General features: G+C 64.9%; 24 protein-coding genes. 8 read left to right on the top strand and 16 right to left on the bottom strand.

Annotation, left to right across the window (positions count from 1 at the left end; all coding sequences use genetic code 11):
* Position 1 precedes the first annotated feature (1 nt).
* Positions 2 to 493 carry a tRNA (N6-threonylcarbamoyladenosine(37)-N6)-methyltransferase TrmO gene (gene tsaA, locus ACVI1L_RS37235; RefSeq protein WP_026192858.1) on the top strand — a complete coding sequence of 164 codons (492 nt, stop codon included), beginning with the start codon at positions 2 to 4 and terminating at the stop codon, positions 491 to 493.
* Positions 494 to 592: 99 nt separating this feature from the next.
* Here the strand turns inward: tsaA and ACVI1L_RS37230 are convergent, their stop codons facing one another.
* The 4 genes from ACVI1L_RS37230 to ACVI1L_RS37215 all read right to left on the bottom strand — a co-directional run bounded on the left by ACVI1L_RS37230 (position 593) and on the right by ACVI1L_RS37215 (position 3711).
* Positions 593 to 1018 (bottom strand): HIT family protein, encoded by a 426-nt coding sequence (locus tag ACVI1L_RS37230; RefSeq protein WP_018271999.1) that lies wholly within the window; start codon positions 1016 to 1018, stop codon positions 593 to 595.
* 53 nt (positions 1019 to 1071) lie between these two features.
* Entirely contained in the window at positions 1072 to 2322 is a 1251-nt protein-coding gene (locus ACVI1L_RS37225) for a GNAT family N-acetyltransferase (protein WP_141342746.1), read from the bottom strand.
* 165 nt (positions 2323 to 2487) lie between these two features.
* Positions 2488 to 3240, bottom strand: a complete 753-nt coding sequence (locus tag ACVI1L_RS37220; RefSeq protein ID WP_076834494.1) for a glycerophosphodiester phosphodiesterase — start codon at positions 3238 to 3240, stop codon at positions 2488 to 2490.
* Between the two features lie 3 nt (positions 3241 to 3243).
* Positions 3244 to 3711: a RidA family protein gene (locus tag ACVI1L_RS37215; protein ID WP_016845428.1), complete on the bottom strand. Its 468-nt coding sequence runs from the start codon at positions 3709 to 3711 to the stop codon at positions 3244 to 3246.
* Between the two features lie 263 nt (positions 3712 to 3974).
* On the opposite strand from ACVI1L_RS37215, the gene ACVI1L_RS37210 reads away from it, so the two are divergent.
* A complete protein-coding gene (locus tag ACVI1L_RS37210) occupies positions 3975 to 4841 on the top strand; it encodes a cell envelope integrity EipB family protein (protein WP_456785121.1) in 867 nt (288 codons plus the stop codon).
* 252 nt (positions 4842 to 5093) lie between these two features.
* Positions 5094 to 5495 (top strand): RidA family protein, encoded by a 402-nt coding sequence (locus tag ACVI1L_RS37205; protein WP_038388572.1) that lies wholly within the window; start codon positions 5094 to 5096, stop codon positions 5493 to 5495.
* 164 nt (positions 5496 to 5659) lie between these two features.
* On the opposite strand, the gene ACVI1L_RS37200 is transcribed toward ACVI1L_RS37205, so the two are convergent.
* A complete protein-coding gene (locus ACVI1L_RS37200) occupies positions 5660 to 6976 on the bottom strand; it encodes a DNA polymerase IV (protein WP_456785120.1) in 1317 nt (438 codons plus the stop codon).
* Complete coding sequence (locus ACVI1L_RS37195; RefSeq protein ID WP_076834488.1) at positions 6955 to 7254, bottom strand: DUF3572 domain-containing protein; 300 nt, start codon at positions 7252 to 7254, stop codon at positions 6955 to 6957. The genes ACVI1L_RS37200 and ACVI1L_RS37195 overlap by 22 nt, the downstream gene beginning before the upstream one ends.
* A gap of 228 nt (positions 7255 to 7482) precedes the next feature.
* On the opposite strand from ACVI1L_RS37195, the gene ACVI1L_RS37190 reads away from it, so the two are divergent.
* Both ACVI1L_RS37190 and ACVI1L_RS37185 read left to right on the top strand, forming a co-directional pair.
* Complete coding sequence (locus tag ACVI1L_RS37190) at positions 7483 to 7848, top strand: response regulator (RefSeq protein ID WP_028336390.1); 366 nt, start codon at positions 7483 to 7485, stop codon at positions 7846 to 7848.
* Positions 7849 to 7863: 15 nt separating this feature from the next.
* Positions 7864 to 9237, top strand: a complete 1374-nt coding sequence (locus ACVI1L_RS37185) for a PleD family two-component system response regulator (protein WP_168857442.1) — start codon at positions 7864 to 7866, stop codon at positions 9235 to 9237.
* Between the two features lie 104 nt (positions 9238 to 9341).
* On the opposite strand, the gene ACVI1L_RS37180 is transcribed toward ACVI1L_RS37185, so the two are convergent.
* Positions 9342 to 10547 carry a serine hydrolase domain-containing protein gene (locus ACVI1L_RS37180; RefSeq protein ID WP_233475617.1) on the bottom strand — a complete coding sequence of 402 codons (1206 nt, stop codon included), beginning with the start codon at positions 10545 to 10547 and terminating at the stop codon, positions 9342 to 9344.
* 139 nt (positions 10548 to 10686) lie between these two features.
* The gene (locus ACVI1L_RS37175) at positions 10687 to 11289 is read right to left on the bottom strand and encodes a TetR/AcrR family transcriptional regulator (RefSeq protein WP_253590038.1); all 603 of its coding nucleotides are present in this window, start codon (positions 11287 to 11289) and stop codon (positions 10687 to 10689) included.
* A 132-nt stretch (positions 11290 to 11421) separates the two neighbouring features.
* On the opposite strand from ACVI1L_RS37175, the gene ACVI1L_RS37170 reads away from it, so the two are divergent.
* The 3 genes from ACVI1L_RS37170 to ACVI1L_RS37160 all read left to right on the top strand — a co-directional run bounded on the left by ACVI1L_RS37170 (position 11422) and on the right by ACVI1L_RS37160 (position 14758).
* Entirely contained in the window at positions 11422 to 12654 is a 1233-nt protein-coding gene (locus ACVI1L_RS37170) for an MFS transporter (RefSeq protein ID WP_456785119.1), read from the top strand.
* A 505-nt stretch (positions 12655 to 13159) separates the two neighbouring features.
* Positions 13160 to 14557: an ammonium transporter gene (locus tag ACVI1L_RS37165; RefSeq protein WP_076834484.1), complete on the top strand. Its 1398-nt coding sequence runs from the start codon at positions 13160 to 13162 to the stop codon at positions 14555 to 14557.
* Positions 14558 to 14629: 72 nt separating this feature from the next.
* The gene (locus ACVI1L_RS37160) at positions 14630 to 14758 is read left to right on the top strand and encodes a hypothetical protein (protein ID WP_256520374.1); all 129 of its coding nucleotides are present in this window, start codon (positions 14630 to 14632) and stop codon (positions 14756 to 14758) included.
* Here ACVI1L_RS37160 and ACVI1L_RS37155 read toward each other — a convergent pair.
* The 8 genes from ACVI1L_RS37155 to ACVI1L_RS37120 form a co-directional block, all read right to left on the bottom strand.
* Entirely contained in the window at positions 14755 to 15285 is a 531-nt protein-coding gene (locus ACVI1L_RS37155) for a hypothetical protein (RefSeq protein WP_028341027.1), read from the bottom strand. The genes ACVI1L_RS37160 and ACVI1L_RS37155 overlap by 4 nt on opposite strands.
* 109 nt (positions 15286 to 15394) lie before the next feature.
* Entirely contained in the window at positions 15395 to 15562 is a 168-nt protein-coding gene (gene rpmG, locus ACVI1L_RS37150) for a 50S ribosomal protein L33 (RefSeq protein ID WP_018271988.1), read from the bottom strand.
* 129 nt (positions 15563 to 15691) lie between these two features.
* On the bottom strand, positions 15692 to 17017 hold the full coding sequence (locus tag ACVI1L_RS37145; protein WP_057020797.1) for an LLM class flavin-dependent oxidoreductase: 1326 nt from the start codon (positions 17015 to 17017) through the stop codon (positions 15692 to 15694).
* A 204-nt stretch (positions 17018 to 17221) separates the two neighbouring features.
* Positions 17222 to 17971, bottom strand: coding sequence for an NUDIX hydrolase (locus ACVI1L_RS37140; RefSeq protein ID WP_141342741.1), 750 nt, complete (start codon positions 17969 to 17971; stop codon positions 17222 to 17224).
* A gap of 36 nt (positions 17972 to 18007) precedes the next feature.
* On the bottom strand, positions 18008 to 18445 hold the full coding sequence (locus ACVI1L_RS37135) for a DUF983 domain-containing protein (protein WP_018271985.1): 438 nt from the start codon (positions 18443 to 18445) through the stop codon (positions 18008 to 18010).
* Positions 18436 to 20793 carry a ribonuclease R gene (rnr, locus tag ACVI1L_RS37130; RefSeq protein ID WP_456785118.1) on the bottom strand — a complete coding sequence of 786 codons (2358 nt, stop codon included), beginning with the start codon at positions 20791 to 20793 and terminating at the stop codon, positions 18436 to 18438. Before rnr ends, ACVI1L_RS37135 begins: the two co-directional genes overlap by 10 nt.
* Positions 20794 to 23565 carry a type I DNA topoisomerase gene (topA, locus tag ACVI1L_RS37125; RefSeq protein WP_456785117.1) on the bottom strand — a complete coding sequence of 924 codons (2772 nt, stop codon included), beginning with the start codon at positions 23563 to 23565 and terminating at the stop codon, positions 20794 to 20796.
* A gap of 884 nt (positions 23566 to 24449) precedes the next feature.
* Positions 24450 to 24926 carry a winged helix-turn-helix transcriptional regulator gene (locus tag ACVI1L_RS37120; RefSeq protein ID WP_057020794.1) on the bottom strand — a complete coding sequence of 159 codons (477 nt, stop codon included), beginning with the start codon at positions 24924 to 24926 and terminating at the stop codon, positions 24450 to 24452.
* Positions 24927 to 24936: the final 10 nt, after the last annotated feature.

Below are 24936 nucleotides of genomic sequence, written 5' to 3'. Positions count from 1 at the left end.
CATGGTACGTGAAATGGAACTGCGCCAGGGCGAGGTCGCCGTCGACATGCCGACGGCGCGCGATGCCGCGCTTGTCTTCATCGGCCGCATCCGCACGCCCTGGACCTCGCGGCTGGCGACGCCGCGACAGGGGCGGCATGACGGCCCGGTGTGCCGGCTCGAGATTTTCGAGCCCTGGGTCGCCGCGATCAAGGGCGTCGATTTCTATTCAAATCTCGAGGTGCTGTACTGGCTGCACCAGTCGCGCCGCGACATCGTGCTGCAAAGCCCGAAGAACAACGGCAACACCCGCGGCACCTTCTCGCTGCGCTCGCCGGTGCGCCCCAATCCGATCGGCACCTCGATCGTCAAGCTGGTCGGCGTCGAGGGCAACGTCATCTTGGTGCGCGGCCTCGACTGCCTCGACGAGACGCCGCTGATCGACGTCAAGCCCGATCGCTGCGAGTTCACCCCGCTGGCTCCGCCGCAGGCCGGGGACTTTGAGACGGAGTAGAATCTCTCAACCGGTCATTCCGGGGCGATGCGAAGCATCGAACCCGGAATCTCGAGATTCCGGGTTCGAGCTCCGCGCGCCCCGGAATGACAGCGGGGATTACTTCAACGCTGCGATCAGCTTCGCCGCGCTGGCCTCCAGCACCTTGCCGTCTTCCTTGTGGCTCGCGGGCGGCAGCAGTGCGACGCCGTCCTTGCGTGGCATGACGTGCATGTGCAGATGGAAGACGACCTGGCCACCGGCCGGCTCGTTGAATTGCTGCACCGTGATGCCGTCGGCTTCGAACGCCTTCATCGCGGCGGCGGCGATCTTGTGCGAGGCGCGCGCGACATGGGCGTAGTCGTCGGGCTTGATGTCGAGGATGTTGCGGGCAGGGGCCTTCGGGATCACGAGCGTGTGCCCCGGCGAGCGCGGCATGATGTCGAGGAACGCGAACACGTGCTCGTCCTCATAGACCTTGTAGCAGGGCAGCTCGCCGCGCAGGATCTTCGCGAAGATGTTGTTGCTGTCGTAGGCGGCGGGCATGGCGGCGGCTCCTCGATGATGCTGCTTTTATTGCCTAGGTGGCGGCGGAGACGTCAAGCGTCGTCGTCGACCGTCTTGCGGAACGGGCCGGCCTCGGCGAGCTCACGGCCGACCTCGGCGACATAGTCGCGCTCGCGCTTGAGGTAATCGGCGATCGCCCGGCGCAGTCCGGGGTCGGCGATGAAATGCGCCGAATAGGTGGTCTGCGGCAGGTAGCCGCGCGCCAGCTTGTGCTCGCCCTGCGCGCCGGCCTCGACCACCTTGAGGCCGCGCTGAACCGCGAAATCGATCGCTTGGTAGTAGCAGACCTCGAAATGCAGGAACGGGTGGTGCTCGATCGCGCCCCAGTTGCGGCCGAACAGCGTGTCGGAGCCGATGAAGTTGATCGCACCGGCGATCCAGCGGCCGTTGCGCTTGGCCATCACCAGCAGCACGTCCCGGCTCATGGTCTCGCCGATCAGCGAGAAGAATTCTCGGGTCAGATACGGCCGGCCCCATTTGCGCGAGCCGGTCTCCATGTAGAACTCGAAGAACGCATCCCAGGCGTCCTCGGTGATGTCCGAGCCGGTCAGCCAGTGGATGGTGATCCCGGCGGCGACCGCCTCGCGGCGCTCGCGCTTGATGCCCTTGCGATGGCGGGAGTTCAGCGAACCGAGAAAGTCGTCGAAGGTCTTGTAGCCCTGATTGTGCCAGTGGAACTGCTGGTCGGTCCGCTGCAGGAAACCGTGGGCGCCGAGGAACCTGGCCTCGTCCTCGCGGGCGAACGTCACATGCACGGAGGACGCCTCGGTGGCGTTGCAGAGCGCCCGCAGGCCCCGCGCCAGCGCCGAGCCGATCACCTCGCGGTCGACGCCGTCGCGGATCAACAGCCGCGGCCCGGTCGCGGGCGTGAAGGGGACCGACACCTGAAGCTTCGGGTAATAGCTGCCGCCGGCGCGGTGGTAGGCCTCGGCCCAGCCGCGGTCGAACACGTATTCGCCCTGCGAGTGCGATTTCAGATAGCAGGGCACGACGCCGACGATCCGGCCATCGAGCTTCGCGATCAGATGCCGCGGGCCCCAGCCGGTCCGCGGGCAGGCCGACTTGGAGGCTTCGGCGGCGGCAAAAAAGGCGTGGGAAACGAATGGGTTATAGCTCGAACTTGCGGTGGTCTGGCAATCCTTTGCGGAACCGGGCGAGGCCAGCGTGTCGAGGTGATGGATGCTGTCCGCATCCGCCTTGGGATTGGCGCAGGCGTCCCATTCGGCGGCCGGAATGCCGCCGATGTCGGCTACAGCTTCTAGGGTGATTTCAGAAGACGCCATCGAGAATGAAGACCGGTGCCTCGTTTGAGCATGATCTTTCCGGAACAGCTGGCTCCACGTCCGGATCATGCCCCGCATTGCGCCATCGCCGATGACGACCAACCCTCGCCAACATCGTGCGTCGCAGCGACGAGTTCAAGACTGCAAGGGCATGTCTCGGACATGTCAGGTTCCCGGCACGAACCCCTCGAAAATCATCTGGTCGGCGTAGCGCGCCGCGCGCTCGCGCTGTTCCACCGTCCGCACGGTCCAGGCCAGCAGCGCACAGCCGAACACGTTGCGGGCGATCCACGGCTCCGGTGCCGGCAGCTGGTTGACCCAATAGGCGACGAAATGCGGCTCGGTCGTAAAGCCGTGCCGCAGGTATAGCATGCTGTCGCGCTGTGCCGGCGTCAGCTTGTCCCAATGGCCGTCGTCATAGGTGCGCTGGGCGGTGATGCCGCGCGGCAGGTTCGGCATGATCTCGCGCAGCGCCAGCACCTGGTCGGGATCGAAGGACATGCCGACCACCGGGCCGGAATAGGACGCCAGCACCTCGGCCATCCGCCGCACCAGCTTGCGGTCGCCGTCGAAATGGCTCTTCACCTCGACCACCAGCGGCACGCGGCCGGCGACCAGCGCGCAGAGATCGCCGAGCGTCATCATCTGCTCGGCGGTGTCCTTGAACTTGACGGCCTTCAGTTCGGCCGCCGTCCTGGTTGCCAGCAGGCCCGCCCCCTCGGTGAGGCGGCCGAGCGCATCGTCGTGATGCACCATGGCCTCGCCGTCGGCGGTGAGCTGGATATCGCACTCGATGGCGAAGTTGCCGGCGACCGCGGCGGTGGCCGCGGCCGGCATGTTCTCGATGATGCCGCGTGCGGCATCGTGCAGGCCGCGATGGGCGACCGGCCGTTTCGTCAGCCAATCAGGAGCGCGCATCGATCAGGCGACTTCGAACACGCCTTCGACTTCGACCGCAGCGTCCGCGGGCAGCGAGGCGACGCCGACGGTGGTGCGGGCATGGCGGCCCTTGTCGCCGAATGCTTCGACCATCAGGTCGGAGGCGCCGTTCAGCACCTTCGGCCCGTCAAAGAAGTCGGGCGCCGAATTGATGAATCCGCCGAGCCGCACCACGCGCACGACCTTGTCGAGGTCGCCGAGCGCGGCCTTGATCTGGGCCAGCAGATTGATTGCGCAGCCGCGCGCGGCAGCGGCGCCCTGTTCGAGCGTGACGCCGGCGCCGAGCTTGCCCTTGGCGATCAGCTTGCCCTCGGCGTTGAAGCAGACCTGGCCGGACACGAACAGCAGGTTTCCGCTGCGGACGAAGGGGACATAGTTTGCGACCGGGGAGGTCGGCTCGGGAAGTGTGATGCCCTGTGACGCCAGTTTTTGTTCGACGGTACCCGCCATTTTTGGTCCCCCAATTGGATTGCACGAAGCCTGAAACGCGGTCAGGGCCAAGTTTGTTTCGATTGTTTCGCGCATCGTGCCGCCGGTTGCAAGCGACGGTAAGGTGAGGACAACGCGGCCATGACGTGCCGAATCGCACGGAAAGGTGCCGAAAATGACGGCAATTTCGCTGCATACATTGCCATTTTGTCAGACTTGCCCCAGTTGCGGCGCAATACCACCGTCACTATTGTGGCGAATCCCTGCCTCCTTGAGGAAACCACATGACCCTGCCGTTCCGGACTCCGTCGCGTGCCCTGGTGTTTGCGATCGCCGTTGCCGCAGGATCCGACCTGGTTCAGGGGCCCGCGGTCGCTGCGGCAAGCGGGCCGTTTCTCGCGCATCAGGCGCTCTACGACCTCAGCCTGGTGAAATCGCGCGGCTCCAACTCGGTCAGCGATGCGCGCGGGCGCATCCTCTACAATTTCTCCGGCAACTCCTGCGAAGGCTACACCTCCGAATTCCGCCAGGTGTCCGAGCTCGACAGCGGCGAGGGCAAGGTGACGCTGTCCGATCTTCGCTCCACGTCCTGGGAGGACGCGGCCGGCAAAAGCTACCGCTTCAAGATCGACACGCGGATGAACGACAGCGAATCGTCGCCGGTCGACGGCATCGCCGAGCGGGTCGGCGATCATATCACCGTGAAGCTGACCCAGCCGGTCAAGAAGACGTTCAATATCGACGGCAAGATCGTGTTCCCGACCGAGCAGATCCAGCACATCATCGCTGCCGCCCGCGACGGCAAGTCGGTGCTCGAGCAGACCGTCTATGACGGCTCCGACAACGGCGAGAAGATCTACAACACGCTGACCGTGATCGGCCGGCCGATCACAGGCGACCGCGCGCCGTCATCGCCCGATCCGTCGACGGCGAGCAATGCGATGAAGGCCATGACGCGCTGGCCGGTGACGGTGAGCTATTACGACAGCGACGCGCGCGCGAAGGACGGCGAGCAGACGCCGGTCTACGCGATGTCGTTCGAGCTGTACGAGAACGGCGTCTCCCGTGCGCTGGTGCTGGACTACAACGATTTCGTGATCTCGGGCGCGCTGGACAAGTTCGACGTCAGGGATTCCAAGCCCTGCAAGTGAGGGCTGGCTATCGCCACCCACTCAGCGTCGTCCCGGGCAAGCGAAGCGGGACCCGGGACCCATAACTACAGGGTTGAGTTGTTGAAGGGGGCTGTGGCCCCAGCGTCGCACAACAATCACCTTCGGTGGATGGGTCCCGGCTTTCGTCGGGACGACGGCGGAGCAAGCCCGAGCACTCCACGACACCGCACTGGCCGGAACCGTCCGGCACGAGTAGGCTTCCCACAAACACGCGTGTCAGGGAGGCACCTCATGAGCGAGCTCAACCACCTTCGCCCCAGCGGCCTGCATCACAATCCGGCTTACTCCCACGTCGTCGTCGCCTCCGGCGCGCGCACGATCTACATTTCGGGACAGGTCTCCGTCGACGAGGAGGGCCGCGTGGTCGGCGCCGGCGATCTCGCCGCGCAGACGACGCAGGTGATGCAGAACCTCGGCATGGCGCTGAAGGCCGCCGGAGCCAGCTATTCCAATATCGTGAAGATCACGACCTTCGTCGTCGGCTACAAGCCGGAACTCCGTCCCATCATCGGTAAGGCACGCTCGGCGTTCTTCGAGGGCATGGAGCCGCCGGCCTCTACGCTGGTCGGTGTCACCGCGCTCGCGGCGCCGGAATGGCTGATTGAGATCGAGGCGGTTGCGGTCGCGGATTGAGAAGGGCATCGTGACGCTGAGTACCGTCACCCTGAGGAGCGCGCATCGCGCGCGTCTCGAAGGGCGACGGCCCGAGGCTTTCCGGTCATCCTTCAAGGCTCGCTCCGCTCACGCCTCCAGCGACAAAGGCGAGGCCTTTGCGCGGGGATGACGTCAACGATGAATTACTCCTCCGCGCTCTTCTGCGGCCCCTCATAGGCAATGCCCCTGATCACGGCGGCATTGCCGAATTTCCTGCGCAGATTGTCCATCGCGCGTTCGGCGTGCGCCGAGCGGCGGTCGAGCATGTCGGAATCGTTGGCCTGCGCGCCCGGGCGCAGCGCGCTGACGCCGGTGCCCATCAGGCGGAAGGCGGTGCCGTCGATTTCCTTCGCGAGCATCTCGCGCGACACCGCAAAGATCTTGGCGGCAAGCTGGGTTGGGGTCTGGATCGATTGCGAACGGGTACGCTGGCGGAAGTCCGCGGTCTTCAGCTTCAGCGTGATGGTACAGCCCGAGAGCTCGCTGGTCTTCAGCCGCGCCGAGACTTTCTCGGACAGTTTCCAGAGCAGTCTTTCCAGCGTTGCGAAGTCGCGGATGTCGGTCTCGAAGGTGGTCTCGCTCGAGATCGTCTTGGCGCCGCGATCGGCCACCACGCTCCGGTCGTCGATGCCGCGCGCCAGCCGCCACAGCCTACGGCCTTCGCTCGCGAACTGCTTCATCAATTCGTTCTCGTCGGCGCGCTGCAGGTCGGCGATGACGCGGAAACCGCGCTGCACCAGCTTCTCCTGGGTCGCAGGGCCAACGCCGTAGATGAACCCGACCGGCTTGCTCGCCAGCATCTCGCGCGCCTCGTCCTGGTCGAGCGCGGCAAAGCCCCTCGGCTTGTCGAGGTCGGAAGCGATCTTGGCGAGGAACTTGTTGCAGGACAGCCCGACCGACACCGTGATGCCGATGTCGCGCTCGACATCGCGGGCGAATTTGGCGAGCACCTTGGCCGGGATCATGCCGTGGACGCGCTGCGTGCCGGCGAGATCGAGGAAGGCTTCGTCGATCGACAGCGGCTCGACCAGCGGCGTCAGCGCCTGCATCGCCTGCCGCACCTCGCGCCCGACCCGGACATACTTCGCCATGTCCGGCGGAATCACGGTCGCATCCGGGCAGAGTTCCAGCGCCTTGAACATCGGCATCGCCGAGCGGACGCCATAGGTGCGGGCGATGTAACAGGCGGCCGACACGACGCCGCGCTTGCCGCCGCCGATGATGACCGGGCGGTCGGCGATCTCGGGATTGTCGCGCTTCTCGACGGTGGCATAGAACGCGTCGCAGTCGATGTGCGCCAGCGCCAGTGCGGGCAGGGCGCGATGACGCACCAGCCGCGGCGAGCCGCAATGGCTGCATCGCTTCACCTTGATATCGAGGTCGCCGAGGCAGTCTCGGCAGAAACTGAGGGGGCCGTCGGAAGCTGCCGCTGCCGTCGTCACGGCACGTCGCGCTCCCATTTCGGGTCGCCCAGCGCCTGATGGGCGGCGGCGATATTGGTCGGGTGCAGTTCCGAGGCCCTGGCAAACGCCTTCACGGTGGCGTCGTCGCGCATCACGAAATCGAGCACGCTCGCAAGAAATTGAGGGTTGGACGCGGCGTTCCGCAGCGTCTCTGGACCGATTCCGGTTTCAGCCAGGAACAGGCCCAGCCGCTCGGGATCGCCGGCAATGAAGCCGAGCGCCTGAATCGCAACGATTTCAGCAACTTCCCGGGGGTTGTGAACAGGCTTTTTCAACGCGCCGGTTTGCCTTTCCGTTAACTTATGGTCTCTATTGAGGGGCCCATCATGCCCGAGTCTTCCTCATGTGTTCAAGCAACGGAAACCACGCTGCGGAAGTTGGACTTCGGGTTAACGGGTTAGAGCGATTCTGGCGCTAGTTTGAATTCACATTTTCGACGCGCCCCGAGCGCGGTGCGTGAGGTACCGCAGCCGGGCCCGTCTCCTGGGTTTGGGAGGGACGGGATGGCCAAAACCGTCCTGATCGTGGAGGACAACGAGCTCAACATGAAGCTCTTTCGCGATCTGTTGGAAGCGCACGGCTATCAGACTTCGGGCACCAGCAATGGCTTCGAAGCGCTCGACCTCGTCCGCAAGCTGCGCCCCGACCTCATCCTGATGGACATCCAGCTACCCCAGGTTTCCGGCCTGGAGGTCACGCGCTGGATCAAGGACGATCCCGATCTGCGCGCAATTCCGGTGGTCGCGGTCACCGCCTTCGCCATGAAGGGCGACGAAGAACGTATCCGCGAGGGCGGCTGCGAAGCCTATTTGTCCAAGCCGATCTCGGTCGGCAAATTTATTGAGACTGTCCGACGCTTTATCGGATAGGGGAGTTGTGGTGCAATGTCCGCGCGTATCCTCGTGGTCGACGACGTTCCGGCGAACGTCAAGTTGTTGGAAGCCCGTCTGTCAGCCGAATATTTCGATGTGTTGACTGCCTCCAACGGGACCGAGGCACTGGAAATTTGCGCACGCGCCGAATGCGACATCATCCTGCTCGATGTCATGATGCCTGACATGGACGGCTTCGAGGTCTGCCGCCGGCTGAAGTCGAATCCGGCGACCCATTTCATTCCGGTCGTCATCGTCACTGCGCTCGACAGCCCGGCCGATCGCGTGCGCGGCCTTGAAGCCGGCGCCGATGACTTCCTGACCAAGCCGGTGTCCGACGTCGTGCTGATCGCGCGCGTGCGCTCGCTGACGCGGCTGAAGATGATGACCGACGAACTGCGCATGCGCGCCATCACCTCGCTCGAGATCGGCATGCAGGCGCCCGAGCGCAGCGCGATCGCCGACAAGGGCACCGGCGGCCGCATTCTCCTCGTCGACGACCGGCCGTCGTCCTACGAGAAACTGGCGCCGATCCTCTCCGCCGAACACAACGTCGACGTCGAGATCAATCCGTCGGAAGCCTTGTTCCACGCCGCCGAGGGCAATTACGACTTGCTGATCGTGTCGCTCAGCCTCGACAATTACGACGGCCTGCGGCTGTGCAGCCAGGCCCGCTCGCTGGAGCGCACGCGCCAGGTCCCGATCCTCGCCATCTCGGATGCCGACAACAACACGCGGCTGATGCGCGGGCTCGAGATCGGCGTCAACGACTATCTGCTGCGTCCGGTCGACAAGAACGAGCTCTTGGCGCGTGCGCGCACGCAGATCCGCCGCCGCCGCTACACCGATCATCTGCGCGACAATGTGCAGAACTCGATCGAGATGGCGATCACGGATGCGCTGACCGGTCTCAACAACCGGCGCTACATGGAAAGCCACCTCGCGACGCTGGCGGAGCAGGCCTCGATCCGCGGCAAGCCGCTGGCGCTGATGATCCTCGACATCGACTACTTCAAGGCGATCAACGACACCTACGGCCACGATGCCGGCGATGATGTGCTGCGCGAATTCGCCGTCCGTATCCGCAAGTCGATCCGCGGCATCGATCTTGCCTGCCGCTATGGCGGCGAGGAGTTCGTGATCGTGATGCCCGAGACCGACTTGCATGTCGCCGGGATGGTCGCCGAGCGGCTGCGCCGCTCGATCGCGGGCGAGCCCTTCACCGTCGACAAGGGCGGCAAGCGGATCACCGTCACGATCTCGATCGGTCTCACCACGCTGGAGCGCAAGGGCGAGCAGGTCACCGATGTGCTCAAGCGCGCCGACACTGCGCTCTATCGCGCCAAGCATGACGGCCGCAACCGCGTGGTGTCTGCGGCAGCGTAGCGCGATCTCGTAGCCCGGATGCAGCGAAGCGCAATCCGGGGTATCGCGCCGCTTGCACCAGCTTCCCGGATTTCGCTGCGCTCCATCCGGGCTACGAAGTGCCCTTAGCGGCCGCGTCTCACCGCGTCATAGGCCATCCGCTTGAACTCGAACGAGAACGGATGGACGAACGCCATCTGGCGCTGCGCCATCATGACGCCGGCGATGCCCGTTTTGGGCGAAATCCACCACTGCGTGCCTGCGACGCCGCCCCAATAGAGCTCGCCGGCGGCGTCGGGATGATCGATCGGGGAGGGGTTGAGGATCAGTCCGCCGGCGAGACCGTAGGTCTTGCCGGGCTGCTCGCCCATCATCGCAAAGCGGATCCATTGGCCCGGCGTGAGCTGGTTGGTCATCGCCTCTGCGATCGTCTCCGGCTTCAGCAGCGTCGGTCCGCCGGGCAGCAGGCTGCGGATCAGTGCGACCATGTCATGCAGCGTCGAGACGAGGCCGCCGCCGCCATTGAAGCGCGGCACCGGGCGCAGATAGGCGCCAGGATAGGGCGCGTTGTCGGTGCGCGTCAGCCCGGGCTTCATCGGGTCCATCAGATCGGCGCCGGCGTAATAGGCGACGAGCCGGTTGTGATCCTTCTCCGGAACATGGAAGCCGGTGTCGACCATGCCGAGCGGATCGAGGATGCGCGCCTTGATGAATTTGTCGAACGGCTGGCCGCTCACCACCTCGACCAGCCGTGCGACCACGTCGATGGCAACGGAATATTCCCACGACGAGCCGGGATGGAACACCAGCGGCAGATCGGACAGACCGTCGACCATGTCGGCGAGCGTCGTCATCGGATTGAGGATCTTGCGCTCGTTGTAGGCCTTGAAGATCGGTGTGCCCGGATCGAACAGGCCGTAGCTGAGGCCGGCCGAGTGGCTCAGCAGATGGCGAATGGTGATCGACCGCTGCGCCGGTTCGGTGTCGTCGATCGACGTCGCGCCCGGCCGCAGCACCTTGCGGTTTCTGAGTTGCGGGATGAAGGTCTCGATCGGATCGTCGAGCCGGAAGCGGCCTTCCTCGACCAGCAGCAGCGCCGCGCAGGAGGTGATCAGCTTGGTGTTGGAGAAGACGCGGAAGATGTGATCGGTGCGCAACGGAATCTGCGCTTCCTTGTCGGCCCATCCGACGCAGCCCGTGTCAGCGATGTCGCGCCCGACCAGAACCGTCCAGGAGATGCCGGACAGGAGATCGTTGTCGATGTAGCGCTGCATGGCCGCGCGCGCCGGCGCGAAATCATAGCCGGTGGCCGTCACCTTCAGATCTTCCATGGTCGTTTCCCCTGTTGTGCCGCAAGTCTTCTAAGTAGCAGGTCTTCGCGCAATCTCGCCGGACGGAATATCCAGCCGGGAATGCCGTGGCCTGCGGTCGGTGTTAACAACCAAACCTGACTTCCGCACGCAACCGGATTTATCCGGCGCGTTTCTTGCCGGCGGGGGCGGGGCTGCCGACCTTGACGCCTGCATTTGCCAGCAACACGCGCGCGGCTTCCTTGGCCGCGCGCGCCATCGCCGGATCGTCGCGCACCAGATCCTGCGCGATCGAGCCATCGACCAGCAGCGTGAGCTGGGTCGCAAGTCCCTCGGCATCGGCGACGCCGAGCCGCCGCAGCAGATCGCGAAACCAGAGCCGGCGGCTTTCCTTGAAGGCGATTGCGATGTTCCTGAAGGTGCGATCCTCGTCCTCCGGCCCGAGCTCGGCCACCGCGTTCACGAACGGGCAGCCGCGAAAATCCTTCGCCGAGAAGCGCCGCTCCAGCGAATCGAAGGTTGCGAGAATCTGCTCGGCCGGCGGCTTGTCGGAGGGACGCGGCTGCACGAAGCGGCGTTGCAGATAGGCTTCGATCAGCGCGTCCTTCGACGGGAAGTGGTTGTAGAGCGTGCGCTTGCTGATGCCGATCTCGGCCGCGATGGTGTCGACGCCGATGGCGCGAATGCCTTGCAGGTAGAACAGTCTGTCAGCGGTCTCGAGGATCCGCTCCTTCATGGTCTGTTTGGGAGGCGGGGAAGCCATGCGCCAGCCGTGATCCTCTTCGCTTGACAGTCGGCCCCCTGTATAGCCTAAGTGCACAGGTCTGTGTAACCAAAACATGCATGAATCGCAGGCCATGGCACGCGTGCCGTGCCGTATGGGAGAATAAGAACAATGCCCCTGTTGCAGGTCCTGCGTCCCACCCTTCCCATCCTGATCGGCGCCTCCATCATGCTCACGCTGAGCATGGGGCTGCGGCAGAGCCTCGGCATCTTCATGCAGCCGCTGACGCACGACATCGGCATCTCGATATCCCACTTCACGCTGGCGCTCGCGGTGCAGAACCTCGCCTGGGGTTTTCTGCAGCCGGTCGCCGGCGCGATGACGGTGCGTTACGGCTTTCGCCCGATCATGGTGGTCGGCGCGCTGGCCTACATCGCGGGCCTCGTGCTGATGACGACGGCGCATGGGCTCGTTGCCATCATGATCGGCGCCGGTGTCCTGATCGGCCTTTCGCTCGCCTGCACCGCGAATGCGATCGCAATGTCGGTCTCGGCGCGCGCGGTGCCGGAGACGGTACGCTCGACAGTGCTCGGCATGGTCTCCGCCGCGGGCTCGCTCGGCGCGCTGCTGTCGGCGCCGATCGGCCAGATGCTCAATGAGGGTTTCGGTTGGCGCGTCGGACTTGCCGGCTTTGTCATTCTCTCGATCTTCATGATCCCGGCGGCGTTGTACGCCGGGCGCGTCGACAAGATTCCGCTGCCGAAGCCCGCTGGCGACGACATCGGCAACGCCACCGCGGCGACGGCGGCGAAGACCGCGTTCGGCAACGCAGCCTTCGTGGTGATGACCTGCGCCTACATGGTCTGCGGCATGCAGCTCGTCTTCCTCACCACGCATCTGCCGTCGTATCTCGCGATCTGCGGGCTCGATCCGATGCTGAGCGCGCAGACGCTCGGCATGATCGGCGGCTTCAACGTGCTGGGCTCGCTGTTCTTCGGCTGGGCCGGCCAGCGCTGGAACAAGCTGGCGCTGCTCGGCGCGATCTACATCGTGCGCTCGCTGGCGCTCGCCTGGTACTTCATGCTGCCGGCAACGCCCGGCTCGACGCTGCTGTTCGGCGCGATCATGGGCTTCCTCTGGATGGGTGTCGGTCCGCTGGTCGCGGGCGCGGTGGCCGAGATGTTCGGCTTGCGCTGGCAGGCGATGATCCAGGGCCTCGCCTTCATGAGCCACCAGGTCGGCAGCTTCCTCGGCGCTTACGGAGGAGGGCTGATCTACGATTCGCTCGGCTCCTACACCATGGCCTGGCGCATCGGCGTCGCGCTGGGCCTCGCCGGCGGCATCATCCAGCTCGCCTTCGCGCTGATCCGGCCGGCGCAACCGCCACTGCTCAAGACCGCTTAGCTTTCAGACTCCCTGCGAAGCTGGCGGCTGCTCCTTGCGAGGGCAGTCGCCAGATGCCGCCTAGTTTTTGACCGGCCACTTGCCGCAAGAGCGTGCAATGGAGCGCGATGCTGTTCCGGCCGCGGATCGAAGCAATAGCGTTTTCAAAGTGTTACGCGGCGCGCAGTGGTGGCACGAATCTTGTTTCAATTTGGCTAGAAATCGTGCCGGAAAGCCTCGCTGAGGGTTCCGGCCTGGGGACTTTGGGAAGGGCTGGCCGCGATGGGGCTAGTCGCCGTCATTCTCCAGGCATCCGCGCACCACGGCCTTTGCCGCGCCGCCGAGCAGGAGGCCCTTGTGCCCTGCGTCGGGCCTGATGCCGCTGCGACTTCGCTGCATCCCGCCACCCGCACTGCGGCACTTCGAGACATCCCGATAGCCGGACGCGCGCTGTCCTTCGGCGCTCACGCTGCGAACGCGCCGCGCCCATTCCGAACGCCAGCATTTCTCTTGTGATGGGAGGTCGATGATGGAGTCTGCGACACACACGCGCCAGAAGCTCGTGAGAATCGTGGTTGCCTTGTTGGGCGTGGCGTTCCTTTGCCTGCTGTTCGGCGATCTTGCGCTGGCCGAGGATGCGGCGGCGCCGCCGGCCTGTGGCGGCAAGATCCTCGAGAAGTGCACGCCGAATTCCGGCGACACCGCCTGGATGCTCACGTCAGTCGCGCTCGTCCTGATGATGACGATCCCGGGGCTCGGCCTGTTCTATGGCGGCATGGTGCGCAAGAAGAATGTCGGCGATACCGTGATGACTAGCTTCGCGGTCACCTGCCTAGTCACGATCCTGTTTGCCGTCCTTACCTACAGTCTGGCGTTTCGTGCCGGCACGCCGTTCATCGGCGGCCTCGATCGCCTGTTCCTCAAGGACATCCTGAGCGACATCGGCAAGGGAGGCATCGGCAATCCCAATCCGCTCGCTGCGACGATCCCCGAGTCCGTTTACATCTGCTTCCAGATGACGTTCGCCATCATCACGCCGGCGCTGATTGCCGGCGCGTTTGCCGAGCGGATGAAGTTCTCCGCGATGCTCTGGTTCATCGGGCTGTGGGCGATCTTCGTCTATGCGCCGATCGCGCACTGGGTCTGGGGCCCTGACGGCATATTCTCGGCCGGCAACGACGCTGCGTATGTCAAGGTTCTCGATTTCGCCGGCGGCACCGTTGTGCACATCAACGCCGGCGTCGCGGGCCTGATGTGCGCCATTATGCTCGGCAAGCGCGTCGAGACGGGGCCGGCGCACAATATGGTGCTGACCTTCATTGGCGCCTCGCTGTTGTGGGTCGGCTGGTTCGGGTTCAACGCCGGCTCCGCTGTCACGGCCGGAATGCAGGCGGGCATGGCCATGCTGGTGACTCAGATCGCCACGGCGGTGGCGGGCTTCACCTGGATGCTGGTGGAATGGGCGTTGAAGGGCAAGCCGACCGTCGTCGGAATCTGCTCGGGTGCCGTGGCGGGCCTCGTCGCGATCACGCCGGCCTCCGGTTTCGTCGGGCCGGTCGGCGCTTTCGCGATCGGCATCGCCGCCGGCGTCTGCTGCTACTGGGGATGCACCGGCTTGAAGCGCATGTTCAGCTACGATGATGCGCTGGACTGCTTCGGTGTCCATGCCCTTGGCGGCATCGTCGGAGCGCTGCTGACCGGGGTGTTCGCGGTCGAGCAGTATGGTGGAACGGCAGGTGTTCTGGAAGGAAATCCCGGGCAGTTCCTCAATCAATGCATCGGCGTCGCGACGGTTTTCGTGTATGATGCCGTGGTGAGCCTGATCATCCTGTTCGTGATCAATCTCTTCGTCGGGCTTCGAGTGACGCGGGACATCGAGCGCGAAGGGTTGGATCTGGCACTGCACGGCGAGGTCGTGCAGTAGACTTTGGCGGCATTCCGCGCAGCCGGCGATCTTCGCCGGCTGGCGCGGATCTAAGCTGTTCGAGGTGATCCGATGAACTGGTTCTATTGGAACACAGCGTGGTCGCTGTTCTTCAGCCTCGTTTGGTTCATGACGATCACACACAATCCGGATGCAGAGATCGCGGACGCGCATCTGCGCGATGAGGCGTTCAAAGGTTAGCTCCGATAATAGCGCCACATCCTGAGGAAAGTCCGGTGGATCTCGTCGGGCGTCCGGTCGAATGGCTCCAGATTGACGCGGACCACGCCACGATGGTCCATGCGCCACGGCAGGCGCATCAGCAGCCGGTAGGCCGGCCGCTTGCGCCAATCGGCGACCAGCGCGCTGCCGAGCGGCCCGCTGAGTGCGATCTGCAATTCGTGAACGGTCATCGCGCGCTCGGCGATCTCGACGAGGTCGATGCGCGTGATAGCGCGCCAGCGGATCAGCCCGAAGGCCTGGATGAAGATGCCGTACTGGTTGGCCCCGATCGTCGGACGACCGGCCTCCAGCAGGGGGATGTTGTAATAGGTGAAGCCGCCCGCTGCCGCCGCCGGCGCCAGCCAATAGATCGCGCCCGTGATCCAGGTCGCGGTCAGAAAAATCGCGGCGAGGGCTGCCGTGACATAGACCGGAAAGTAGATGTCCTCGCGGCCGTAAGCGACCGAGTAGCCGCCGACGTTTCCCTCGTCCAAGGTTGCGATCATCTGAGCCCTGCGCCCGGGACTGGTCCGGGAATCATGAGGGATGACGCAAGCCTAGAAAGCAAAAACGGGGCCGCGAGGGCCCCGTTTGAAACGTCGGAAGCTGCAGATCTTACTTGATCTTGGCTTCCTTGAACTCGACGTGCTTGCGCGCGACCGGATCGTACTTCTTCTTGACCAGCTTGTCCGTCATGGTGCGCGAATTCTTCTTGGCAACGTAATAGAAGCCGGTGTCGGCCGTCGACACGAGCTTGACCTTGATGGTGACCGCCTTGGCCATGTGCAAAACCTCGAAAATCGGGGGAATTCGGGAGCCGGCCAAATCGGCCCGCGTTTGGCCGGGAAACTAGCCAGAAACAGCCCAAAGTCAAGGATTTCTGAGCCAAGATCACCCCGATTCCGGGCCTAATTACCCCTCGAAGAACTGATTTTTCGGCCGCGGCAGGCCCAAATTCTCGCGCAAGGTCCGCCCCTCATACTCTGTGCGGAAAATCCCGCGCTTTTGCAGTTCCGGCACCACCTTATCGACGAACTCGAACAGGCCCTGCGGCAGATAGGGGAACATGATGTTGAAGCCGTCGCTGCCCCGGCCGGTCAGCCATTCCTCCATCTGGTCGGCGATGGTCTGCGGCGTGCCGACGAAGGCGAGCCCGCCATAGCCGCCGACGCGCTGCGCGAGCTGGCGCACGGTGAGCTTGTCGCGCGCCGCGACATCGACGAGGCGCTGCCGGCCGCTTTTGCTTGCATTGGTTTCGGGGATCGGCGGCAACTGTCCGTCGGGATCGAAGCCGGACGCATCGGTGCCGAGGATAACCGACAGCGAGGCGATCGCGCTGTCGTAATGCACGCGGCTGTCGAGCAGCGCGCGCTTCTCTTTTGCTTCTTCGACGCTGTCACCGACCACGACGAAGGCGCCGGGCAGGATCTTCAGATGCTCGGGATCGCGGCCGATCTTCTCCATGCGGCCCTTGATGTCGGCATAGAGCTTCTGTCCGTCGGCCAGGCTGCCGCCGCCGGTGAACACGGCTTCCGCGGTCTCGGCCGCAAGCTGCCTGCCGTCATCGGAAGCGCCGGCCTGCACGATGACAGGCCAGCCCTGCACGGGGCGGGCGATGTTCAGCGGACCGCGGACCGAGAGATATTTGCCCTTATGATTGAGCACATGCATCTTGTCGGGATCGACGAACAGTCCGGACTCGACGTCGCGCACGAACGCGTCATCGGCGAACGAATCCCACAGGCCGGTGACGACATCGTAGAACTCGCGGGCGCGCTTGTAGCGCTCGGCGTGCTCCATATGGTCGTCGAGCCCGAAATTCAGCGCCGCGTCCGGATTGGACGTGGTGACGATATTCCAGCCGGCGCGGCCGCCGGAGATGTGGTCGAGCGAGGCGAAGCGCCGCGCGACGTGATAGGGCTCGTCGAAGGTGGTCGAACCGGTCGCGATCAGGCCGATATTCTCCGTCACGGCGGCGAGCGCCGATAGCAGCGTGAACGGCTCGAACGAGGTCACGGTGTGGCTGCGCTTCAGCGCGTTGATCGGCATGTTCAGCACGGCAAGATGGTCGGCCATGAAGAAGGCGTCGAATTTGCCGGCCTCGAGCTTGCGGATCAGCGTCTTGATGTGGTCGAAGTTGAAATTGGCGTCGGGCCAGGCCCCGGGATAGCGCCAGGCACCGGTGTGAATGCTGATCGGCCGCATGAACGCGCCGAGCTTGAGTTGACGCTTCGCCATTGCCCCGTTCCGTCCTTGATGTCGTTAGCGGAACAGATAGGGAGGCGTTTCGCGGCGCGCCATCGGGAAGATTATTTTGTTTTTGGCCGCTCTCTCGACAGTGTCATTCCGGGGCATCGCGCAGCGATGAACCCGGAATCTCGCGCCGCAATCTCGGGATTCCGGGTTCGATGCTGCGATCGCCTCGGAATGACGAGGATCATACTACGCCCCCAGCACGTCCTTCTGCATCTTGCCGCCGTAGAAATGGAAGAACGGCACCGGCGCGTCGTGGCGGAGCGGCCCGGTGGCGAGACGGCGGTCGAGCTCGGCGAGCACGTTCTTGGTCATGGCATGCGCGTCGGCGAGCGGCTCGGAGCCGATCTCGACCCAGACCAGCTCGACCAGCTCGGCATCGGCATGCACCACGCCCTCGACACGATGCGCGATGGTCGACGCGTCGGCAGTGAAGAAGCGCGTGTCGAAGCGGCGGACGCGGCCGGGCGGGGTGATCGCGCGCGCGATCAGGAACAGGCCGGACGGATCGGGCAAGAGACCAGCGTCGGCGAACGGTGCCCAGGGCCCGTCGAGCTTGTGCGGCTTCTCGACCTTGCGGCCGAGGCAGAGCCCGGTCTCTTCGCACGCCTCGCGGATCGCGGCGTTGGCAAGCGCACGCGCGCGGCCGGGCGTGATCTTCGGGCTGCCCTTCAACAGATTGGCTTCGAGCTCCGGCGTGATCGGCGCTGCGACCGGCACGCGGTTGTCGGCCTTGTCGACGCGGCCGCCGGGGAAAACGAATTTGCCGGGCATGAACACGACCTTGTCGTGACGCTTGCCGACCAGCACCTTCGGCTTGGCGCCGGAGCGATCGATCAGGATCAGCGTCGCCGCATCCTTCGGCCGGAAATACGCATGATGGTCGGCTTCTTTTTCGCCCTGGTGGACGACAGCGGCGGGCGCGGCAGCTTCAGTCATTTCATCCCTTTCATTTCTTCTTGCGGCCCGGTTTAGCTAGACCGGCGGGATGTCGCTAGGGGGATTCTCGTCAAAGCCATGCATGCGCAGGGCCCATTGCAAGCCGATCACGGCTCCCTTCACCGGCTGCAACAGCGCCAGCGATGCGAACAGCGTGAACGGCAGATAGATCGCAAGTTGCAGCCACACCGGCGGCGAATAATTGGTCTCGATCCACAGCGCCATCGGTACCACGATATGGCCGACGATAACGATGACGAGATAGGCAGGCAGATCGTCCGCGCGATGCGGCGTGAAGTCGAGGTCGCAGACCGGGCAATGGCCGTCGCATTTGAGAAACTTGCGGAACAGTCTGCCTTTTCCGCAGCGCGGACAGCGGCAGCGGAACCCGCGCTTCATCGCGCTCCACACGTCGCGCTTCTCGGGCTCGGCCGCCTCGCGAGTCCAGACCACTGTCGGTGGTGTCACTTCCATGACTTGCCTCGCTTCGATTTGCCGGACTTCTGCTGCGCCGGCTTGCGATCCTTCTTGCGCGATTTCCGCTCCTTGTGCGCCTTCTTGCCTGATCGTTTCGGTCCCTTGTCAAATCCGGCGGCACGGCGCTCGGCCCTTACGCTGTCGCGTTTTCTGCCGCGCGGAATTGCCTGACCATCGGATAATAACTCAAATCGCAGCGCGCCGGCTATCGGCGCGGCTTCCACCAGACGCACATCGACGACGTCGCCGAGGCGATACATGGTGCCGCTGCGCGTGCCGATGAGCGCGTGGCGAGTTTCGTCGTAGTTGAAATATTCGCTGCCGATGGTGCGGATCGGGATCAGACCGTCGGCGCCGGTGTCGTCGAGCTTCACGAACAGGCCGGATCGCGTCACGCCGGAAATGCGGCCCTGGAACGAGGCGCCGACCTTATCGGCAAGGAAATGCGCGATCAGGCGGTCGGTGGTCTCACGCTCCGCCTTCATCGCGCGGCGCTCGGTGACGGAAATCTGCGCGGCGATCTCGGCGAGCGTCTCCACGGTTTCATCGGTCGGCAACGCGCCTTCGCCAAGCCCGAGCGCGCGGATCAGCGCGCGATGCACGATCAGATCGGCATAGCGGCGGATCGGCGAGGTGAAGTGCGCGTAGCGGCGCAGGTTCAAGCCGAAATGGCCGTAGTTCTCGGCGGAGTATTCCGCCTGCGCCTGCGAACGCAGCACCACCTCGTTGACCAGCGGCTCGTAGTCCTCGCCGGCAACCTGCGCCAGCACGCGGTTGAATTGCGTGGGACGCAGCGCGCCCTGCTTGGTGAAGGGCAGGTCGAGCGTCTTCAGGAATTCCTGCAGGTTGTGCACCTTCTCCTGGCTCGGCTCGTCGTGCACGCGGTAGATCAGCGGCAGCGCCTTCTTCTCCAGCATCTCGGCCGCGGCGACGTTGGCGAGGATCATGAACTCCTCGATCAGCCGGTGCGCGTCGAGCCGCTGCGGCACGATCACGCGATCGACGGTGCCGTCGGCTTTCTGCAGGATCTTGCGCTCGGGCAGATCGAGATCGAGCGGGTCGCGCTCGTTGCGTGCAAGCTTGACCAGCTCGTAGGCCGACCACAGCGGCTTCAGGATCGGATCGAGGATAGGGCCCGTCGTGTCATCGGGCCTGCCGTCGATCGCGGCCTGCGCCTGCGCATAATGTAGCTTCGCAGCCGAGCGCATCAGCACGCGGTGGAAGGTATGCGAGCGCTTGCGGCCGTCGGCGCCGATCACCATGCGCACCGCGAGCGCGCCGCGCGGCTCGCCCGGCACCAGCGAGCAGAGATCGTTGGAGATCCGCTCGGGCAGCATCGGCACGACGCGATCAGGGAAATACACCGAGTTGCCGCGCTGCAGCGCGTCGCGGTCGAGCGCCGAGCCGGGCCGCACATAGAAGGCGACGTCGGCGATCGCGACATGGACGATGAAGCCGCCCTTGTTGTTCGGATCGGGATCGACTTCCGCATGCACCGCGTCGTCGTGATCCTTGGCATCCGGCGGATCGATGGTGACGAGCGGCACGTCACGCCAGTCCTCGCGGCCCTGCAAGGTTGCGGGCTTGGCGTCTTCAGCTTCGCGCAGCGCAGAAGTGGAGAACACCTGCGGGATATCGTGGGTGTTGATCGCGATCAAGCTGATCGCCTTCTCACTGGCGATCGAACCGAGCCGCTCCTTGACGCGGGCGGAGGCGAGGCCGTAGCCGCGGGTGCGGATCAGGTCGACGCTGATGAGATCGCCGTCTTCGGCGCCGCCGCTGTCGGCCTTGGCGATGTTGAGCTCGCGGCCGGCCTGCTTCTTGTCGACCGGGATCAGGCGCCCGCCGCCATCGGGATTGCGACGGAAGATGCCGAGGATCCGGGTGCGCCCGTGATCGATCACCTTGATGACGCGGCCGCGATAGGGTGTGCCGTCTTGCTCGTCCGTGACTTCGACGCGCAGCAGCGCGCGGTCGCCGACGCCGGCGGTGGTGCCGGGCTTCGGCCGCCGCGGCGTCTCGATACGGATTTTCGGGGCGGTGCCGTTCTCGTCCGAGTCCCACTCGGCGGGCGTGGCGATCAGCTCGCCGTCGCTGTCGCGGCCGGTGATGTCGGCGAGCAGGGTCGGTGGCAGCGCCGCCGGCTCGTGGATCTTGCGGCCGCGCTTGGCAATCGTGCCGTCGTCGGCGAGCTCACGGAGGATCCGCTTCAGCTCGACGCGGTCGGCGTTCTTCAGGCCGAACTCGCGCGCGATCTCGCGGGTGCCGACCTTGCCTGGATTGGCGCGGATGAAGGCGACGATGGCGTCCCGGCCCGGAAAGCCATGGTCGGGTTTTCGTTTCACTTATCCTCGTGCCTTGCCGGCGCTTTTCTTCGCGGGCGCTTTCGCTGGTGCCGATGATTTTGCAGGCGACGTCTTGGCACCGGAGGCGACCGGCGCGCGCGCCTTGCTGGTCGCATCCGTTTTCGGCTTCGTCGCGGCTTTCTTCGACGCAGCCTTCTTGGCGGGCTTGGCCTCGCCGTCGCCGTCAGTCTCGGTCGCCTCGGACTTGGCTTTCTTCGCCTTGGCGGGCTTTTCCGCCTTGGCCTTCTTGGCCTTTTTGCCGCCGCCCTTGGCCGCGCGCTCGTCGATCAGCGCGATCGCTTCGGCGAGCGTGATCTGGTCGGGGGTGCGGTCGCTCGGGATCGTCGCGTTGACGCCGCCCGCCGCGACATAGGCGCCGTAGCGGCCGTTCTTCAGCGCGACCGCGCCGAGCGTCGGATGATCGCCGAGCGGCTTGCCGGGATCGGCACCGAAGCGGCGGCCGCTCGGGCCCTTCGCGATCTTCTCCGCGATCAGCGTGACGGCGCGGTTCAACCCGATATCAAAGACCTCGTCGCCGGCCTCGAGGCTCGCATAAGTCTTCTCGTGCTTGACGAACGGCCCGAACCGGCCGAGGCCGGCGGTGATCGGCTGCCCGGTTTCCGGATGCTTGCCTATCTCGCGCGGCAGCGACAGCAGTTTCAGTGCCAGTTCGAGATCGACATCGGCCGGTGAGGTGCCCTTTGGAATGCCCGCGCGCTTCGGCTTCTCGCCTTCGGCGTAATCCTTCTGCTCGCCGAGCTGGATGTAGGGGCCGAAGCGGCCGGCCTTCACCGTGACATCGAAGCCGGTGTCGGGATCGGTGCCGAGCACGCGGTCGGCGCTCTCGGCGCTGTCGGCCGCGAGCGGACGGGTGTAGCGGCATTCCGGATAATTCGAGCAGCCGACGAAGGCGCCGAACTTGCCGGCCTTGAGGTTGAGCCGGCCGGTGCCGCAGGTCGGGCATTGCCTGACGTCGCCGCCATCCGCGCGCGGCGGATAGATATGCGGGCCGAGCATCTCGTCGAGCGCGTCGAGCACCTCGGCGACGCGCAGGTCCTTGATGTCGTTGACCGCGCCGATGAAGCCGCGCCAGAAGTCCTGCAGCACCTGCTGCCAGGCGATCTCATTGTTGGAGATGCGGTCGAGCTGCTCCTCGAGATCGGCGGTGAAGTCGTATTCGACGTAGCGCGAGAAGAAGTTCTCCAGGAACGCGACCACGACGCGGCCCTTGTCTTCGCCGTGCAGCCGCTTCTTCTCGAGCTTGACGTAGCCGCGGTCCTTCAGGACCTGCAGGATCGAGGCGTAGGTCGAGGGGCGGCCGATGCCGAGCTCCTCCATCCGCTTCACCAATGATGCTTCCGAGAAGCGCGGCGGCGGCTCGGTGAAATGCTGGGTGACGGCAAGGCTCTGGCGCTTCACGGCCTCGCCCTCGCTCATCGCGGGCAGGCGGCGCGAATCCTCGTCCTCCTCGTCGTCGCGGCTTTCCTGATAGAGCGCGAGGAAGCCGTCGAACTTGATGACCTGGCCGGAGGCGCGCAATTCCAGCACGCGTGAGCCGGCCTTGGCCTCGATGTCGACGGTGGTGCGCTCGAGTTCCGCCGACTCCATCTGGCTCGCAATGGTGCGCTTCCAGATCAATTCATAAAGCCGCGCCTGATCGGCATCGAGCCGTCGGCCGATGGTGGCCGGGCGACGCGACAGATCGGTCGGGCGGATCGCTTCGTGGGCTTCCTGCGCGTTCTTGGCCTTGGCCTGGTACTGGCGCGGGGCGTCCGGCACGTAGGCGTTGCCATAGTCCTCGCCGATCACCTTGCGCGCCTGCGTGATCGCTTCGGGTGCGATCTGCACGCCGTCGGTTCGCATATAGGTGATGAGGCCGGTGGTCTCGCCGCCGATGTCGATGCCCTCATAGAGCCGCTGCGCGATGCGCATGGTGTGCGCCGGCGCGAAACCGAGCTTGCGGCTAGCTTCCTGCTGCAGGGTCGAGGTGGTGAAAGGCGCCTGCGGATTGCGCCGCGCCGGCTTGGCCTCGACGGTCGCAACCTTGAACAGGGCCGCCTCGATCGCCTTCTTGAAATCCTCGGCTTCCGCGCCGGAGCCAATGTCGAGCCGTGCGATCTTCTTGCCGTCGGCGCCGACCAGCCGCGCCTCGAAGGCGTCGCCGCGCGGCGTCAGCAACGTCGCGACCAGCGACCAGTACTCCTTCGGAACGAACTTCTCGATCTCGAGCTCGCGGTCGCAGACCAGCCGCAGCGCGACCGACTGCACGCGGCCGGCGGAGCGGGCGCCGGGCAGCTTGCGCCACAGCACGGGGGAGAGGGTGAAGCCGACCAGATAGTCCAGCGCACGGCGCGCCATATAGGCGTCGACCAGCGCGCCGTCGATCTGGCGCGGCGCCTTCATCGCCTCGGAGACGGCCTGCTTGGTGATGGCGTTGAACACCACGCGCTCGACCTTCTGGTCCTTCAGCGCGCGCTTCTCCTTCATCACCTCCAGCACGTGCCAGGAGATCGCCTCGCCCTCGCGATCGGGGTCGGTTGCGAGGATCAGACGGTCGGCACCCTTGAGCGCCTTGGCGATGTCGTTGAGCCGGCTCGCGGCCTTGGCATCGACCTCCCAGATCATCTGGAAATTGGCGTCGGGATCGACGGAACCATTCTTGGCCGGGAGGTCGCGAACATGGCCGAACGACGCCAGGACCTCGTAGGAGGACCCCAGATATTTGTTGATCGTCTTGGCCTTGGCCGGCGACTCCACAATGACGATATTCATGTCATTCCAATAGCTTACGGGAAAACTTGAAGGTGGGTTCCGCTAGACTCGCGGCCCGCCGTGTCGGGGCGAACATGGGTGCTGGGGCGGTCCCTGTCAAATCGCCAGATATTGAAGGGAGGCGCCAAGCTGTGGAGTTTCTATCCCAAGGGTTGCAAAATGCGTCCTAGAGTTGCGGCCGGCAAGGGCTTATCTCTTTATATATAGCGTAGGAATCGGATTAGGCCTTTTGAGCAGCACAGGGGGCGGCCGGAAGCGCAAGGCGTCCGGCGGGCGACGAGACGGCTGGGGAAGGCGGCCCCGACGACGCCCTGGTCCTGATCGCAGGCGCCGCGACCTAACTCGCCAAACTCGCCCGGCGCCACAAACTCGAAGTTCTCGACCGCCTGTTCGCGATGGCCCGCCTGGGGGCCGACGAGCAGCTGCGCTCGCGCAGCCGAAGGAAGCGGTCGTGAGGGGCGTTACGGGAAGCAGGGTCGTGTCCTGGCTTTCGCCAGGACGACGGTGGGGATGGACCGCAATTCAAGATGTCAAACAGCGCGGTGCGGCGAAACAGAAGTCGTGATTTGCGACCCTTCCTGGAGAAAGGAAGAACGCTAGCTCGCGCCACATCCACCGCCGTCGTCCCGGCGAAGGCCGGGACCCATACGCCGCGGCGGGTGTTGAGAACGGGACTCGTCGTCCCAGCATCGTTCAACAATCCGCATTTGTGGTTATGGTCCCTGCTTTCGCAGGGACGACACCCAATATGGGTCGTCGTATGTGAGTCATACATCCGCATCCTCGCGACGCGAGGCGTATTCGGATAAAGCGAAATATTTTCGCGGGCGAGGATGACAAGTTTTTGGTGAGTTGCCCGTCGTGTCGTACCAGCAACACCCGTCCTACGCACTCACGAGGCGCCGCGCGCGCTTCGCTGCAGGCCGCGGCTTCAGCGTCGTATCCGCGGCACCCAGCACGCGTCCATCCTGCGAATAGAGCGCGAGCTTCTTCACCGGCTTGCCCTTGTCGCGGTCGACCAGGATGGTCGCGATCTCGTCCGGATGCTCGTCGAATTCCTCGGTCCATTGCCGCAACGCGACCAGGATCGGAAAGATGCCGTGGCCCTTCGGCGTCAGGACATATTCCTGATAGGCGCTGCCGTCGGAGGCGGGGACCGTCTTCAGGATGCCGCGTTCGACCAGCGTGCGCAGCCGTGTGGCAAGGATGTTTTTGGCAAGCCCGAGGCTCGCCTGGAATTCGCCGAAGCGGCGCCGGCCGAGGCTGGCGTCGCGGATGATCAGGAGCGACCACCAGTCGCCGAACACGTCGAGCGCGCGTGCGACAGGACAGCTGTCGCCTGCAAGGCTGGTTCGTTTCACCGGCTGTCTC

The sequence above is a fragment of the Bradyrhizobium sp. USDA 4516 genome (assembly GCF_054055915.1).
This window is presented reverse-complemented; position numbering and strand designations above follow the sequence as displayed.